This is a genomic window from Solimonas fluminis, assembly GCF_002930645.1.
Classification (GTDB): Bacteria; Pseudomonadota; Gammaproteobacteria; order Nevskiales; family Nevskiaceae; genus Solimonas_A; species Solimonas_A fluminis.
Window position 1 is genome coordinate 227039 of record NZ_PSNW01000004.1, and the last position, 14803, is coordinate 241841.

Sequence of the window (14803 nt, forward strand, 5' to 3'; positions counted from 1 at the left end):
GCGGATGCACCGGCAGACCTAGCCATGGACAGCCTATGGCCGTGGCTGGCAGTCGCCGGACTTGGCGTCCTGCACGGCCTGAACCCCGCCGGCGGCTGGATGCTCGCCGCCGCCTGGGGGCGGCAGGAAGGCGGCCGGGCCCGCGTATGGCAGGCCCTGCCGCCGCTCGCACTCGGCCATGCCGCATCGGCGGCCATCCTCGCCTGGCTGCTCGCGCAGGGCCTGGCGCCGGATCGCGGGCTGTTTCGCCTGATGGCCGCCGGGCTGCTGGGCGCCACCGCCCTGCACTGCCTGCTGCACGGCGCGCAGCGGCACCATGCCCTCTGCCGCGACGCCGGTCCGGCGGGCATGGCGCTCTGGTCCTTCCTGATGGCTTCGGCCCAGGGCGCCGGCCTGATGCTGGTGCCGGCGCTGGCGCCGATGTGCCTGGGCGGCGGCACGAGCCTGTCCGCGGCGCCGCTGTCATCGCTGTCACCGCTGCTGGCCCTGGCCCTGCACCTGGCGGCGATGCTGCTCACCACCGGGCTTCTCGCCAGCGGAGCCTGCCGTGCCCTGGCGCGGCAGACGCACCTGGCCGGCGGCCGAGCCTGGCCGGCACTGCTGGTCGGCACCGCCCTGCTGCTGGGGCTATCGCCCTAGGGAAGCCCTGAACAAGTGACCGTTCGCCCTGAAGTCCCGAGCCTGTCGAAGGATTCAAGGGTGGACGGCAACTTTGACCAGCGGCGAGAAAGATCCGCCCCCGCTTCGGCAGGCTCGGCAAGAACAGACTTCTTCAGCGCCTCCCTAGCGGCTGGCGCGGCGGCGCTTCTCCAGCCACGCCGCCGAGTGCCGCTGCCCCGCCTTGATCGACTGCCGGCGCAGCCAGCCGGAGACCTGCAGGGAAAAGAACGGCGTCACGATGTCCTCGCGCAGGCGCGTGAGCCGGGAGCTCGCGATCATCCAGCGGCCATCCTGCTTCTTGTAGGTCTCGTGGTAGTGGCCATGGCCGCGAAAGCCCAGCCCCGGCGCGAAGCGGATCAGGTCCTCCAGCATCCAGATGCCGCGCGCAGCCGTCTCCGAGAGCAGCTCGATCTCCGGCGCATGCACCATGTGCACCGTGGTCCGCCGCGGGGCACCCAGGGTATCGCGGACGAAGGCGACGAACTCGTCCGCGCCCTGGAGGCGCGGACCGCCGGACTCCGAGGTGTCGCTGATGAAATCCTCGGTGAACAGCTCGCGCCAGGCGCTCCAGTCCTTCAGGTCCAGCAGGCGGCAGTAGCGCGCCTTGAGCTGGCGGATGGCCTCGATCTCGATCAGGGCGTCCATGCGTCCGGCCCGCTCAGTCCGGCCAGGCGCCGTTGGTCAGGCGCACGGCGTAGAAGCCGGTGGTCAGGTCGGTGTACCAGATCTCCTTGCGCTCCGGCACGAAGGCCGGGCTGGACACGGCGGAGTTGGTGGAGCCGGCCCGCCGCGACAGCGGCGCATTGAAGTAGGCCACCTCCTTCGGATGATGCGGATCGCGGATGTCGAACACGCGCAGGCCCGACAGCAGCATGCTGCAGGCCACGATCGGCGGATCGACACGCGTCGGCACGTTGCAGTAGTGCCCGGCATAGCCGCCGACGAACTGCTGCGCGCCCGGGTCGTCCGCGACCACGGGGCGGTTCTCGGGCTGGTGCACTTCCAGGCGCAGGTCGGAGATCACCTTCGGCTTCGTCTCGTCGCCGATATCGATGATGCGCGCCGCGCCCACGCGGATGCCGTTGGCCGCCGGCAGCTTGCTCTTGCCGTTGGTGGCGAACTCGTCCACCTCCACCAGGTACGGGTGGCCCTTGATGGTGATGGGGATCGCGTTCTGCGGGATGGTGATGTTGTCCCACCTCAGGCGGGAGACTTCCCGCACCTTCGGGAAGGGCTTGCGCGCCTGGATCTCCGACACGTCGAGGATGATCAGCGAGGGATATCCCTCGCCGGCACCGACGAAATCCTCCAGCGTGGTGCTGCCGCTGGCGATGTAGGCCCGGTTGCCGTCGTCGCTGATCGACAGGCCATGCGACGAGATCGGGATGATGCTCAGCGGCAGGGTAAGCGAGGGATTGGAGATGTCCACCGCGGTCAGCGTGGGGGCGGCATTGGACGCGGAATAGAAGGTCATGCCGTCCGGCGCCATGCCGCTCTCGTGCCCCAGCACGCCCACCGGCAGCGAGGACTTCAGCACGGGATTGCGGCAATCCTCCTTCAGGTCGTACACGTCCACCACGCCGGGGCCGAAGATGATGTTGCCCAGCACCGCCGCCAGCACGCCGCGCTCCTGGCTGAGCACCAGCGACTCGTGCGGCGACAGCATGGCCGGCGTGAGCAGGCGCTGGCTGCGCACCGGCCTGGCGGGGTCGCTCATGTCGAGCACCACCACGCCGAGCTCGCCCGCCAGCACGCTCTCGGGGAACAGGCGAGTGCTGTCGTAGTAGGCGCACTCGCGGCCGCTGGCATCGACGTAGCGCAGCACCTTGAAGCCGGCCACCGACACCGCCGAATCCGGATTGATGTGCTGCCCGACCAGTTCGGCGTTGCAGCTGAAGCCGGCGGCGGCGCGTCCGCTGGCATGGTCCTCCGCCGTCACGCGCCCCTGCAGATCCGTCTCCGGGCGCGAGCCCGGGCCGCAGGCCGCCTTGGGCGTAGCCGACGAGACCCGGGCCTGGCCTTGCGGTGCCGTGGAACTGCCGCAGGCGCCCACCACCAGCGACAGGGCCACCGCCGTGGCCGACAGGATGCGATTCATGCGAGTTCTCCCCCTCACGGCATCGTGGCTGCCGGTCTGTCGCCTCCCTGCGGGCGGCCCTGGCAGTCTGCCACCGAGGCTAACGCAACTCCGCGGCGGCCGGACCCGCCGCGCATCGGCTCTGCGCGCAGGGACAAGAATCAGGCTGCCGGCTTGCCGCTTCGCTGTCACAATAGCGGCGTTGATGAACGCCCCCACGCAGGAATCCCCCGCCGTCCGTGCCAGCCCAGGCAGCCCGGTCCCCACGCACCCGCTGCGTGGTGTGCTGCTGATCATGCTGGGCGTATTCGTGTTCGCCTGCCTGGACAACACCACCAAGTATCTCGTCACCCGCTACGAGGTGCCGCTGGTGGTGGCGATCCGCTACATCGTCAACTGCCTGCTGATGGTGGTGCTGCTCACGCCCAGCCACGGCCGGAAGCTGGTGCAGACACAGCGCACCGGGCTGGTGCTGCTGCGCGGCGTCTGCCTGGCGGCGGCCTCCCTGGTGCTTGGCCTGGCCCTGCAGCGCATGCCGGTCGCCGAGATGACCTCCATCGTGTTCCTGTCCCCGATCCTGGTGATGCTGGTGGCGGGACGCCTGCTCGGGGAGCAGGTCGGAGCCGTGGGCTGGGTCGCGGCTTTCTTCGGCTTCGTCGGCATCCTGCTGATCGCACACCCTGGCGGTGGCCTGGACCCGGTCGGCACCGGCCTGGCGCTCTGCGGCGTCGCCGTGACCGCCGCCTACCAGCTGCTGTCACGCATCCTGGCCACCACCGAGCACACCGTGCCGATGTTGTTCTACACCGCGCTGGTCGGCAGCCTGGTGTTCGGCAGCCTGCTGCCCTGGACGCTGGGTGGGCCGGCGCCCACGTCGCTGGAGCTGCTGCTGTTCCTCTGCACCGGCGTGTTCGGCGGCCTGGGCCACTACCTCTTCACCGCCGCCCATCGCCACGCCCCGGCCTCCCTGCTGGCACCGATGATGTACGCGCAGCTGGTCTGGGCCGGCCTGCTCGGCTGGGTGGTGTTCGGCCACGTGCCCGGTACCTCCGCCATCCTCGGCATGTGCATCATCGCCGCCTCCGGCATCCTCGTGGCCCTCAAGTCCCGTTTCACGCGGCAGGCGATGACCGAGCCGGCGGAGTGACCCGCCGGCGCTAGCTCCCGCGGCCCACATCCAGCACCGTCAGCACGGTGTCGCGCCCGGCGATCTCGCAGGCGATCCGCTGTCCCTTGCGCAAGCCGATCAGGGCAGCCCCCACCGGCGTCATGACCGACACGCGCCGCCGAGCGGGATCGGCCTCCGCCGGCATCACGATCCCGATGCCCTGCGTCGTGCCGCCGCTCTCGTCGCGGTAGGTGACGGAAGAACCGATCGCGACAACGTCCTCCGGCATCTGCCCGTCGGCGACCAGTTCCGCCCGGTCGATCTCCTCGAGCAGCCGCTGCGCGACCTCCGGCGCCTGGCCCAGCGATCTTTCGGCAATGCGGCGCAGAACACTTTCCATCGATTCCTCGATGAGCAGCGGCGGTGACTGGAGCGGATGGTCCATGGCGGTATTCCCGGAATTTGAACGGCAGGACGCGATGCCGCGCGCCGTCATGCGCGCAGCGTGTCGTCAGGAGAGTGGATGATCCGTCGGCCCCGGGCGGAAGACGCGCGTGAGCGCGCAGCCCGGGGCTGGCTAGCCTTCGAGCAGCGGCCCCCGATGGGGTTTGGCGCAGCAGAGGGACAGGAGATTCATGAGGCCATCATCGGTTGCGATGTAGGCGGTGTCAACCGGTTGTGAATGTCTGCTTTGTGCCAGATGCTGCCGTTCGAGAAGGACCGCTTTCGGAGCGCTCAACGCTCAGGCTAAGGGCTGAACCCGCTTTGGCCACTGTCCCCTCGATTTCAGTTAGGCCTCAGGCTCTACTTTTCCGGGTCAACTGCTCTGTACCTTGGCTGGAACCGCTGGCTAGACCGACTGCGCACGTACTTGCAGCCTAAAGTCCAAGCACAGAACGTCACTCCCGCTGTCCTTTGGTGGTGCAGGTGCATATTCAAAGGATTCTCGCGTAGAGGACACACGTAACCCAACGAACGTGGGCTTCAACTGCACTGTGTGGTAGTTCTGCATTGAACCTAGCTTGCCCTCGAGAGTGGCGGCAGGCCCTGACTGTATCTTGCCGGCGATGTGATACATGACGCGAAACTCCTTTACCCCTTCAGTTTCACCAAAGACATACAGATCAGTTGGCCTAGTTATATCGATGCCGAGCCTGCCTAGTTCTTCAGTGATTGCCCTTGGGAATGCTGTCGTAGCAGCGATACGCCACATCGTGCAAGCAGCACATTGGCACCCGTCGGCGGGATGGCCGGTTTGACGTCTGATCTTTTTCGAAGCGTTTAGATCAACCGCAATGCGCCAGTCGGAAAGTGGGATGGTCGGCCGAATGCGATTCAAGGAGACCTAAAGCCTAGCTTAAGCCGCGCGGCGCAGCCGCGTTGGCTTGAGGTGCTGGTTGGGCCTTAGCCAAGGCTGCCCGAGCGGCTCGCAACTCCAGAAGCACCTGGCGAAGTGCATATGAGGTAAAGACTGGGGTGAGACCGGCAAATACCGCAGCAATAATGACTTGAAGCATGTTCTGTGCAATGAATCCCGCCACTACAAGAGCTGTGGCGAAGAACAACTGAAGAAAAGCATTAAGCCAGAAGCTGAGCGGCGATCCGACGGACCGCTCTGACCACGCCACCGCATCTTGAAACAAACCTTTCAAGGTGCCCTCTCTTTGTCTGAGGCCCAACGTCTAGATTAAGCCACCCTGCGCAGCAGGGTCGGCTTGAAGCGATTGTTGGACCGGTCAGTTTGAAACGAGCAGCTCATCGCTATGCTTACTCATGGCGTGAACGGCGCAGCCAAGCACCCGATGAAACAGGTGCCCGTCGCCCTCGCCAGAGATCTCTACATGCTGATTGTCTTTCTCACTCTCCGGATGGTAGGCGACGACGACTCTCTCAGTGATAGACCCAAGTGAAACGTCGCAGCCGGTGCCGCTTTGAAACTCAGGCCAATGACGCATCTCTTCTGCTAAGTCTGTCGGCAGTGAGAAGTAGCCCCGAATGTGTATTACTCGTTTCATGAAGTCCGACGCCAAGCTTCAGTGGCGGCCTCGCCGAAGGCGAGGACGTCCACTGCAAGCACTTGTTGGGCACCAACACGCATCATTTCCAGAATGCCCACCATGGTTTCGCGGATTTGACGGCCTCGCCGCCCTGCGCAGGTTTCCTGCGAGACTTCAACTCCTCAATCTCTCTGGAGATTTGCTGCACAAGCTCTGGCGCTTCCTGATAGCTGTCGTTGCTCACGACACGCTCTAAAGCAGAGATTGCCTTCTCTAAATCTTCATCAAACTTCTTAATCGGCCACACATAGACGCGACCAAGCATGACGAACAGCGCTGCTGCAGCTCGGACGATGTCGGGAGATTCGACGGGATCTGCCGATATGCCCTCCAGCCAAGCGCTTCTCAGCTTGGTTTTGTCCATGAGATCGCCATACCAATCGGCAGCCCCGTCGTTGTCCCATGGGTCCAACGCCCACATCCCCATCATTTAGCTCCTAGTTGTCCTTGGTTCCCAACGCCCTAGCTTAAGCCGCGGGCCCGCCGAAGGCGGGACCGTCGGCTTGGAGCAATAGTTAGGCCCCGTTTTTTTGAAACCAAGAGAGTCCATGCTCATGTGTGATCCGTACCAAGCCCTCAAGACAGCGGTCATAGGAACTCCCACTCAAGGCGTTGAACCGAAGATGATACGCGTACCCCCTGTCATCTCTAACCTGATCGCTCAATAACTGATCGTGATGCGTAGGACTCCCATCAGGCTTCTGGACCGAGAAGTGAACACGTATAGCAACGGAGTTGTTAATGGGAGATCCATAGGTGCTACCACGTCTGTGAAAGTATATGCAGGCATCTAGCTCGACACCCCTACGAACCCAAACACGACTGCGGCTCTTGGTCCTAATAAATCCCAGTGGCGCCACGCGCTCTGTGAAATCACAGCACATTCGTTCCATGCCAGCTTTCACAACTGCGGAGCTTGTTATTGCAGCGTCGTCCATAGGCCTAACGCCTAGATTAAGCCGCGCGACGCAGCCGCGTCGGCTTGAAGCACTGGTTGGGCCTCTACTAACCCGTTATCTACAGCATACCTTTCGATCCTCTCCCCAAGTCGGCTGAATTTCTCCCAGTACGCTTTGTCAATTGCGTCGAGGCTTGGCGGTAGCTCCGGCCAAAGTGAACGTATGAGTTGCCGACGTTCTACAGTGTCTTCAGGGACAGACTTTTGCCCAAAGATAACTACTTTTGCTTGCTCTAAGAGCGATAGTGCATCGGTTGCACCTATTTCCATCAAGGCTTCTACCGTAAGTAGATACAGAGAGCCTGAGCTGTTGTAGAAATACTGATCAAAGCCTCCGTTGTAAACTTCACCCTCAAGAATATTGAGCGCCCAGTACTTCTGCTCGGTCTGGTTGAGCGCGCCAAGGCCACCCGCCTCTCCGTAGATACGATGATGCAGAGACCGCCACAGCGCTCGGAAGGTACAGGTTTTCTCCAGATCTTTTTCTCGAGCCCGATAATCCTTAGAGGCCTCTATGTTTTTCCGAATTCCACTTTTGCACGCCATGCACACGCCGCCAGTACGTTCCGCCGTGACGGGCAGTATCAATGCACCGCATTCTTTGCAGGGAACTTTACTCATGGATTCTGAAGGCCCAACGCCCAGGTTAAGCCGACGGCCGCGCCGGAGCGCAGCGGAGGGGCGGCCGATCGGCTTGAACCGTTGGTTGGGCCAGATACAGGCCCCAGCTACCGCTCAACATGGCTGCCGCTCCGATGTGTGGGCTTGCCCTCTGCATTAACGTACTCGCCGTCATTAAGTGCGCGACGCGCCGCCGCCTCAAGTACCGGCCTTGGCACGGGCGCCCCCAGAAGAAGAACTTCCTGTTGCCCGTTCTCAAACTCAACTGCCGCTTCAGCCGTGCCGTCTTCTCTCAGGCGCTGAATCTCAAAACGACTATCGCTTATGCGGCAGACGAACCACCATGTATTGCCGCTCATGTGTTTAGGCCCAACAGCTAATAGACGGACGCTTGTCGGCATATACAGAACTACGAACCCCATGGACCTTGTGTGCAAGCATCTGAAATTCCTGAGATCGTTCGACCGCCTGTCCGTTAAACAAATTGTTAGTCCGGGCGTAAAATCTGAGTGCCTATTCGGCATAACTATGCCGCCTCTCGGCTTGGCTACACAAGGCGGCGCACGGTGCCAGGTCGATGACCGTGGTCGCCCAAATTCAACAACCTGACGAGTGAATCAGGTCGGCTTAAATGGGCTGAGCGGCAGAGCTATGTCTTGAATGCCCGCTTTGCTGCCGACATTTGAGTCGCCACGACATCCGCTTCGGGCTGAAATCGGCCATTGCCCATCAGCACCCAGAATAAAAGGCCGAGCCCTCACGAGCCCGGCCTCACGGCGCCCCCCAAGCTCCACCTACAACGTCTTCAGGTACTCGATGATGGCCCTGCGCTCCTGGTCCGTGAGCACGGCCGTGAAGGCGTGGCCCTGGTTGCCCTGGCTGTAGAGGTTGGTGTTGAACACCTTGCGGTTCTCGATGTTCTGCTGCGTCATCAGCAAACCCTCCGGCCGCGGCAGGTTCCAGGTCAGGCCGATCAGCTTGTAGATCTCGCCCAGCAGCGCCTGCACCGGCGAGGGTGCCTCCGGATTGAGCGGATTGCAGGCGATGTAGGGCTGCGAGCCGGTGGCGCCGCAGGGAATCTCGTCGTACTTCCAGCCGAGCTTGTCGCTGTCGTAGGCGCGCTGCAGGTTGGTGTCGTAGCCCATCACCACCCTGCCCTCCTGGTCCGCGCGTGCGGGAGCGGAGCGGCGCTTCCAGATGTTGGGCCGCTCGCTGTCGGGGTCCAGCACGCCCCAGATGTTGGGCACCGAGCCGTTGTGGAAGTACGGCGCGGCGGCCCAGATGCCCCACAGCGGCGGCGCCAGGTAGATCGGCGTGTTGTCTTCCGTATGGCCGGCGTTGCCCAGGCCGCAGGACACCACCGCCTGGTTGAGGATGGCGGGGCTCACGCTGCCGTCGGCGTTGCGCAGGCTCTGCATGGCGTCGGCATACACCGGGTCCGTTCCGGCGATGGACGTGGGGATGGTATAGGCCGCGATGCCGGCCAGCTCCGGCGTGTCGAGGTAGGCCGGATCGTGCGTGTAGCGCGGCGAGTAGGCGCCATGGCAGCCGGCGCAGGAGCCGTTGCCCTGGTCCGGGCGCGGCACGGGGTTGTCCAGCCCGTCGCCCCAGAGGTCCTTGGAGTGGAACAGGATGGCGCCCTGCTCCGCCAGCGCCGTGTTCACCGGCCCCGGGTAACGCGGCGAGGCCAACGTCTCCGCCCAGGTCTGGAACGGACCGGAGTGCGCGTCCATCCAGCCCAGCGCCTCGTCGGCGCCGCCACTGAGGCTCTTGACCAGGTCGTAGTACGCGGCCAGATCGATGCGCGAGGAGTCCGTGGGCAGCACCGCGCCGTGGAACTTCTGCGGGCGGTAGGCCAGGTTCCACCAGGGCGGGCTCTTGATGTTGCCGATGGCCTGGCTCAGCACGATCTTGTCGTTGAGCAGCAGCGCGGGATCGCCGTTGCTGAACAGGATGAAGGCGAGCTGGAAGAAGTCGATGGCGCCGCTGCCGCGGTTGGTGGAGATGGTGACCAGCGACAGCGCCGTGTTGGTGCCGAAGCCCGCCAGCCCTTCGGCCTTGCTGAAGTCGGAACTGGCCACGGCGAAGTCGCCGATGCTGCCGGCGCCGCCGAGCTGCGGACCCATGCCGGGCCCGTCGGCCTCGGTGCCGAGCTGGCCGTTGTGGCAGAAGATGCAGACCTTCTGCCCGATCTTGCCGGTCCAGGTGCCATCCGCCTTGCGGATCTGGCTGAACACCATCGGCAGCTGTCCGGAGCCGCCATCGGTCTGGTTCGGGTCCTCGCCCGGCAGCGGATAGGGATTGCGCACCGGGCTCAGCGGCGAGCCGTAGCGCTCCGCCACCAGCGCGTCGAAATTGTCGGGGCGCGCATCGAGTCCCCAGGCGGACTTCCACAGCTCGTTGTACTTCTCCGCCGGGATGCCGTCCGGGTTGTCGTTGCCGCCGGCAAAGGCGAACGGCGTGCCCGGCTCGCCCTGGCCGTGGCCGACGAAGCGGCCCAGCTCGGACTGCTCGCGCATCTCGCCGCAGGTCTTGGGCCGCGGCACGCCGTTGTCGCAGGACTTCCAGTAGGCGTTGAAGGCCACCGCCTTGCCCTGGTTCACGCCCGGCACCACCAGCGTGCGCGGGTCCGGCGGCAGCACGGCGCCGTCGGGCTTGTCCTTGCAGAAGTTGGACCAGGCGCCGCCGCCGCGCGGCCCGCCGAGCAGCGGAAGATCGCTGATGGCGCCGAGGTTGCCGAGCGCGCAGGCCGCCGGCGTGTCGTAGCCCTGCAGCAGCGCATCCATCTCGCGGTAGGCGTCGCTGCCCACCGGCCAGGGCTTGCCGCCGCTGTGCGTGCGCGTGTCGGTGCCGGACGCCATCCTGAGGATGCGCGACTTGCCGTTGCCGTTGCCGCCCAGCGCCAGCCAGGACTGCTTCAGCAGCTCGGCATCGCGGCTCTCGTCCTCCGCGAGCTGGAACCGCTTGCCGTCGGCCACGTCGGCCACGCCGCCGGGTACATGGCAGCTGCGGCAGAAATCCAGCCGCGGCTGCACGCGCTGCGTGAACAGCTCGCCGCAGTTCTTCACCTGCACGCTGCCGCGCGGGCCGCCGGGCCCGCCGCCGCTGGCGGGATCGCTGCGGCCGCCGTACTCGCCGCAGGCGGACAGCAGGACAGCACCGCCGAGCACGGCCAGCAGGCGCAAGGGGACACGCAGGTTTCGCAGGCTCATGGCTCTCCTCCACGGCGGCGATATAGTCCCGCTAAGATAAACCGAGTATTTGCTCGGAACCACTCGGATTGGGCCTGCCGGAGCCCGCTGTTCAGAGGAGGCCATGGCGGTGAGACAAGCATCTGATCTGCAATTGAAAAAGCAGCCCCGGCAAGCCCGCTCCAGGGCCACCGTGGAAGCCATCTGCGACGCCGCTGCTCGGCTTATGCAGGACGAGGGCTATGCCGCGGTGACGACCAACCGGGTGGCCGAGCGGGCCGGCGTCAGCGTCGGCTCCCTCTACGAATACTTCCCCAACAAGCAGTCCATCGTGGCGGCCACGCTGGGCGCCGCGCTGCGCGACATCGTCGCCGGCATCGGCCGCAGCCTGCATGAGGCACTGGCCCTGCCCGACCAGCCGCGCGCGGGCATCGACCACTGGATACGCGCCATCGTCGCGGCGCTGGAGTCCCGCGCCGGCCTGCTGCGCGTGGCGCTGAGCGAGGTGCCCTTCCTCGGCGAAATTCCGGAAGCGCGCGGCCTGTCGCAGGCGCTGGAGCAGATCGTGCGCAAGGGCCGCGACAAGAGCGCCGGCGTGGTGCGCCTCTACGACCCGGAAGCCAGCGCCTGGCTGCTCACCAGCATGGTGTGGACCGCGATGCAGCAGATCGCCATGCAGCGGCCGGACCACCTCTCGCGCGAGCGCCTGATCGGCGCACTGGTCGAGATGGTGCTGCGGCAACTGTACGACGCCCCGGAAGCCGAGGCGCCGTCAGTGAGAGAATCAGGAAATTGAAGCGGGCCCGCGCCCGCCGCCCCGCATCTGCCATCAAGGACGCCCCGTGACGCTCGCCACCCTGATCACCTTCCCGGATTTCGGCGACCTGGCGCAAAGCGCCTTCCAGGCGGAGACGCCGCAGGTCTGCTCGTCCGAATCCGAGCTGGGCGAGGCCCTGCAGCGCTTCGCCACCCCCGCCGAGATACAGGCCAAGGCCGCCGAATGCGCGGCCGCGGGCCTGCACAACTATGCCTTCGGGCTCTGGTATCCCTCCATGAAGGGGCGCGCCGTCGAACGCCGCGTGACGCTGGACCCGCCGCGCGAGGGCAAGACCTTCCGCCACTCGCTGGCGGGCTGGGGGCTGATCCACCTGCATCTCTACTTCCCGCAGCCCGGCAAGCTCCAGTGCCGGGTCGCCGTGAACTCGCAGGCCCGCGCCCGCTCGCGCCAGGACCGCTACCCCGACCTGGGCGCCGTCTCCGACTGGGACTGGCGCGCGGTGGAGTCCTACGCCTTCCGCCTGTCCCGCAAGCTCGCCGCGATGGGCCCTACCGTGCCGGTGATCCCGCCCGGCAGCGCCGCGCCGGAGGAACCCCGCCCGTCGCCTTGGCGCCGTCGCAAGGGACCGTGAACGAGGAACCGCGGAGATTCGACCGGGCTTGGATTTGTCCCCCTCGTGCCGGGGCGGACGCGGCTGCGCCGTCGATCGATCCGCATGCCGTCCACCTCGCGGCGGCGGCATGAACCGCCCGCCAGGTTTCCCTGGCGGGCGCGGTCTCGCTGGCTCTTTGATCTGCCCGCGGCTCCGATGTCGATGGACCTCGCCGGCGTTCCTGCCGGCGATGCCCGTTCCGGCCCGGCGCCGCTACTGCCAGACTCGCACGTAGTCGACCTGCGTGGTCGCAGGCAGCATGCCGACGCCGCCGTAGGCGTTGGCGCCGGTCCCGAGCGCCTGGGTCAACGCGATGATGTAGCGCTTGTCGAAGGCCGAGTCGTTGGAGTTGTTCACCAGGCACGACTGGCCGTTGACCAGCACCTCCAGGCGGTTGGCGGTCCACTCCAGCGTGTAGGTATTCCATTCGCCACGGTTTGCCTGGCAGGTCCACGCCGTGTTCACGCCCGGCTGCGGCCCCAGCAGGTCAGCGGAGTAGTGCAGGAACGGGATCGCCAGGTTCGGGTACTGCGAATAGGTCTCGACGATGTCGATCTCGCCCGACAGGGGCCAGAGCGCGGTGCTGTGGTAGCGCACATCAGGCCACAGCCAGAAGGCTTCCTGGAGGCCGGGCGCGCTCGCCGACGGCACCTTGATGCGGGCCTCGAAACGACCGTACTTCTGCGAGAACAGGTAGTAGGTCGAAATCTGTCCTGCGGCGAATCGCGAACCCGCGCGGTTGCTGGGACACCCGGCCACCGGCTGCGGCATCTCCTTCACGGACAGATTGAGATTGCCGCCGGACACGCTGATGACGGCCGGGTCGTCTATGTAGCAGGCGTAGACCGTGTTGCTGCCGTTCACGAAGTTGGTTTGCGGCACCCACTTCGAACGATCCAGGTCGATGCCGTCGAAGTTGTCGGAGAAGGTGCACTGCCACGGAGTGCCATCGGATTTCACCACCGTTGCGCCGCAGCCCGCCGGATCGATCATCCCCGGAGCAGGTTGCGCGGTCTGCGGCGGTCCGATCAGGTTGAGATTGCACGACAGTTCGTTTGCCAGGTTCGGCTTCCAGTCGGCGCAGGTGGCTGCGCCTGCCGCCTGGGCACCTACGGCAGCCGATACCGCGAGGATCGGAGTCAGCACTACGCTTGCGAATCGAGTGGGCATGATCTTCTCCTCAGGTCTTTCCCATGCAGCCTAGGTACGTCGATTGGGGATTGTCTGTAGGAAAGCGCCTTCTCGATTCGTGCGCCGCGATTGTCCGGCCGCCGTAGCGCCGCAAATCCGATTCCTGGCCCAAGCGGGCGGCCTGAGAGCGATGGCCCGGGCAATCCAGGCCATTCACCCGGCTCTACTGCAGCGATCCTTCATAGAGATGCTTGTAGTGCCGCTGTCCCGCGGCATTGGGATGCCAGCCATCATTTGCCGCCGGATGCTCGTATCGATTGAGCATGTAGCGGGAGGGGCTGTCCGAGCAGGCAGAGCCGACCACGCCATTGTCCCGCGCCATGAACGGGCTGGTCCCGGCCATCGGATCGACATAGGCGATATCCGCCCCCGTCGCGGCCGCCACGGCTGCCGCGGTATCGCGGATCTTGTCGTTCACCCGCACCAGCATCTGGTTGAACGAGACCCGCTCCCAGTTCTCCAGCCAGCTGCAGCCCACCGGATCGCCTTCGGGTGGAATGATGTAGGGATACCCCGCCGCGCGGATCCTGGCGTTGGGAGCCCGCTGGATGATGGCATTGAAGACATTGGTCAGCTTGGGGCCCAGCGCGTTCAGCTTGGTGTTGAACTGATCCTGCATCGATTGCCCGGCAATACCGCCCAGGCAAAGGATCGAACGGGTGCGGACACACTGGTCGAGCATCCAGATCAGCCCGGTATCGTTGCCGCCAATCGTGAAAGTCACGAGGTCCGTCGTGCCGGAAACACGCTCGATCTGCGGCGGCTCTCCTCCCAGCGAGGTGTTGAGGATGTGCCGCGTATCCGCGCCGCCGCAGGCCGCATTGGTCAGGCTCATGCCTTGCTCCGCGGCAAGCCAGACCTGCGCGGCATAGGCCGACCGCCCGCAATCCGAAGCATCGTAGCTGCCGGCGCCCCAGCCTGAGGAATACGAATCCCCCATGGCCACATAGTCGAGGGGCTCCGGCGCTCCGTATTCGACCAGCGTGACCTGGTCCAGGAGCAGGCCCCGGTTGCAGATGTAGTCGTTGAACCACCAACCACAAGCCTGGTTGGTGAATTCCACCTGGACCCGATTGAGACCGGCCGGAGACGCAACGGGAAAGCTGTAGTCCGTCCAGGCCGGGCTGCTCACGGATTGAGTGGCAATGACCGTACCGTTCAGCCAGATTCGCATCTTCGGCCACGTCCCCTGGTACTGCACGCCGGAAGCGCGGACCCTGACGCGGGTGAGATCGGAGCTTGAAGCCTCGAGCGTCCCGATGGAATTCCGCAGCAGCTTGGTCGCGGAGCCCCCGGACGCATGGGGATCATCGACGCTTGAAATCCCGACGGTGGAATTCCACGAGAAAGCATCCTCCTGGAAATTCAATTGCTGACCGGCAGCGGCACTGCCGCCGGCACAAAGCAGAACGCCCGCAAGAGCCAGCTTCAGCGACTTCATGTTTTGCTCCAGGAATGGACGGCACCGAGCCAACGCCCTTTGCCCCGGCCGCGCAGTCTCAGGCCGTCA

At 65.2% G+C, this 14803-nt stretch carries 13 protein-coding genes; 4 read left to right on the plus strand and 9 right to left on the minus strand.

The window, feature by feature from the left end:
• Positions 1–24 precede the first annotated feature (24 nt).
• On the plus strand, positions 25–639 hold the full coding sequence (locus C3942_RS09535) for a hypothetical protein (RefSeq protein ID WP_207766037.1): 615 nt from the start codon (positions 25–27) through the stop codon (positions 637–639).
• A gap of 144 nt (positions 640–783) precedes the next feature.
• Here C3942_RS09535 and C3942_RS09540 read toward each other — a convergent pair whose 3' ends face one another.
• Positions 784–1305 carry a nuclear transport factor 2 family protein gene (locus C3942_RS09540; protein WP_104230150.1) on the minus strand — a complete coding sequence of 174 codons (522 nt, stop codon included), beginning with the start codon at positions 1303–1305 and terminating at the stop codon, positions 784–786.
• A gap of 13 nt (positions 1306–1318) precedes the next feature.
• On the minus strand, positions 1319–2758 hold the full coding sequence (locus C3942_RS09545) for an LVIVD repeat-containing protein (protein WP_104230151.1): 1440 nt from the start codon (positions 2756–2758) through the stop codon (positions 1319–1321).
• A gap of 184 nt (positions 2759–2942) precedes the next feature.
• On the opposite strand from C3942_RS09545, the gene C3942_RS09550 reads away from it, so the two are divergent.
• Entirely contained in the window at positions 2943–3884 is a 942-nt protein-coding gene (locus C3942_RS09550) for a DMT family transporter (protein WP_104230152.1), read from the plus strand.
• A gap of 10 nt (positions 3885–3894) precedes the next feature.
• Here C3942_RS09550 and rnk read toward each other — a convergent pair whose 3' ends face one another.
• From rnk to roxB, 5 genes are all read right to left on the minus strand, one after another.
• Complete coding sequence (gene rnk / locus C3942_RS09555) at positions 3895–4290, minus strand: nucleoside diphosphate kinase regulator (RefSeq protein WP_165797395.1); 396 nt, start codon at positions 4288–4290, stop codon at positions 3895–3897.
• A 907-nt stretch (positions 4291–5197) separates the two neighbouring features.
• Complete coding sequence (locus C3942_RS22040; protein WP_133164281.1) at positions 5198–5497, minus strand: hypothetical protein; 300 nt, start codon at positions 5495–5497, stop codon at positions 5198–5200.
• Positions 5498–5942: 445 nt separating this feature from the next.
• The gene (locus tag C3942_RS09560; RefSeq protein ID WP_133164282.1) at positions 5943–6266 is read right to left on the minus strand and encodes a hypothetical protein; all 324 of its coding nucleotides are present in this window, start codon (positions 6264–6266) and stop codon (positions 5943–5945) included.
• Between the two features lie 585 nt (positions 6267–6851).
• Positions 6852–7481 (minus strand): DMP19 family protein, encoded by a 630-nt coding sequence (locus tag C3942_RS09565; RefSeq protein WP_104230155.1) that lies wholly within the window; start codon positions 7479–7481, stop codon positions 6852–6854.
• Positions 7482–8275: 794 nt separating this feature from the next.
• The gene (gene roxB, locus C3942_RS09570) at positions 8276–10693 is read right to left on the minus strand and encodes a rubber dioxygenase RoxB (RefSeq protein WP_104230156.1); all 2418 of its coding nucleotides are present in this window, start codon (positions 10691–10693) and stop codon (positions 8276–8278) included.
• Between the two features lie 133 nt (positions 10694–10826).
• Here roxB and C3942_RS09575 point away from each other — a divergent pair, with 133 nt between their 5' ends.
• Complete coding sequence (locus tag C3942_RS09575; protein WP_207766038.1) at positions 10827–11468, plus strand: TetR/AcrR family transcriptional regulator; 642 nt, start codon at positions 10827–10829, stop codon at positions 11466–11468.
• 46 nt (positions 11469–11514) lie between these two features.
• Complete coding sequence (locus C3942_RS09580) at positions 11515–12081, plus strand: hypothetical protein (protein WP_104230158.1); 567 nt, start codon at positions 11515–11517, stop codon at positions 12079–12081.
• Between the two features lie 234 nt (positions 12082–12315).
• On the opposite strand, the gene C3942_RS09585 is transcribed toward C3942_RS09580, so the two are convergent.
• Positions 12316–13272 (minus strand): glycoside hydrolase family 16 protein, encoded by a 957-nt coding sequence (locus tag C3942_RS09585; RefSeq protein WP_104230159.1) that lies wholly within the window; start codon positions 13270–13272, stop codon positions 12316–12318.
• 184 nt (positions 13273–13456) lie between these two features.
• On the minus strand, positions 13457–14734 hold the full coding sequence (locus tag C3942_RS09590; protein WP_104230160.1) for a GDSL-type esterase/lipase family protein: 1278 nt from the start codon (positions 14732–14734) through the stop codon (positions 13457–13459).
• Positions 14735–14803: the final 69 nt, after the last annotated feature.

Excerpts from the sequence above, each read along its gene's own strand:
- C3942_RS09535 (WP_207766037.1), top strand. The coding sequence starts at position 25 with ATGGACAGCCTATGGCCGTGGCTGGCAGTCGCCGGACTTGGCGTCCTG.
- C3942_RS09540 (WP_104230150.1), bottom strand. The coding sequence starts at position 1,305 with ATGGACGCCCTGATCGAGATCGAGGCCATCCGCCAGCTCAAGGCGCGC.
- C3942_RS09545 (WP_104230151.1), bottom strand. The coding sequence starts at position 2,758 with ATGAATCGCATCCTGTCGGCCACGGCGGTGGCCCTGTCGCTGGTGGTG.
- C3942_RS09550 (WP_104230152.1), top strand. The coding sequence starts at position 2,943 with ATGAACGCCCCCACGCAGGAATCCCCCGCCGTCCGTGCCAGCCCAGGC.
- rnk (WP_165797395.1), bottom strand. The coding sequence starts at position 4,290 with ATGGACCATCCGCTCCAGTCACCGCCGCTGCTCATCGAGGAATCGATG.
- C3942_RS09560 (WP_133164282.1), bottom strand. The coding sequence starts at position 6,266 with ATGGACAAAACCAAGCTGAGAAGCGCTTGGCTGGAGGGCATATCGGCA.
- C3942_RS09565 (WP_104230155.1), bottom strand. The coding sequence starts at position 7,481 with ATGAGTAAAGTTCCCTGCAAAGAATGCGGTGCATTGATACTGCCCGTC.
- roxB (WP_104230156.1), bottom strand. The coding sequence starts at position 10,693 with ATGAGCCTGCGAAACCTGCGTGTCCCCTTGCGCCTGCTGGCCGTGCTC.
- C3942_RS09585 (WP_104230159.1), bottom strand. The coding sequence starts at position 13,272 with ATGCCCACTCGATTCGCAAGCGTAGTGCTGACTCCGATCCTCGCGGTA.
- C3942_RS09590 (WP_104230160.1), bottom strand. The coding sequence starts at position 14,734 with ATGAAGTCGCTGAAGCTGGCTCTTGCGGGCGTTCTGCTTTGTGCCGGC.